Origin of the sequence: Pantoea sp. sgz302252, from assembly GCF_042610525.1 — a bacterium.
Lineage (GTDB): Bacteria > Pseudomonadota > Gammaproteobacteria > Enterobacterales > Enterobacteriaceae > Erwinia.
In genome coordinates, this window is record NZ_JBHDVM010000006.1 from 34350 (window position 1) to 34779 (window position 430).

Genomic DNA, 430 nt, shown 5'->3' on the forward strand with positions numbered 1-430 from the left:
ATCGCTCGCCGCCGCCAGAGAAGAAGCGCCCAGCCCAGGCCGTCGCTGCCTGAACGGCGACTGGGCCTTCAGCTATTTTTCCCGGCCGGAACAGGTGCCGGAGAGCTGGCTGCTGGCAGATCTGCCAGAGGCAAAACCGCTGGCGGTGCCCTCTAACTGGCAGCTGGCGGGCTACGATATCCCCATTTATACCAATGTGCAGTACCCTATTCCGGTTAACCCGCCTTACGTACCGGCAGAAAACCCCACCGGCTGCTATTCGCGCACCTTTACCGTCAGCGAGGCCTGGCTGGCCGAAGGACAAACCCGAATTCAGTTCGACGGTGTCGGCTCCGCTTTTTACCTCTGGTGCAACGGGCAGTTTATCGGCTATTCGCAGGACAGCCGCCTGCCTGCGGAATTCGATCTAAGCCCTGCGCTGCGGGCGGGC

1 protein-coding gene is annotated in these 430 nt (G+C 61.9%); it reads left to right on the plus strand.

Annotated elements, in window-relative coordinates:
- Positions 1 to 430 (plus strand): sugar-binding domain-containing protein (locus ACETPC_RS12420; RefSeq protein ID WP_380181825.1); only part of this gene is annotated, 430 nt, incomplete at both ends.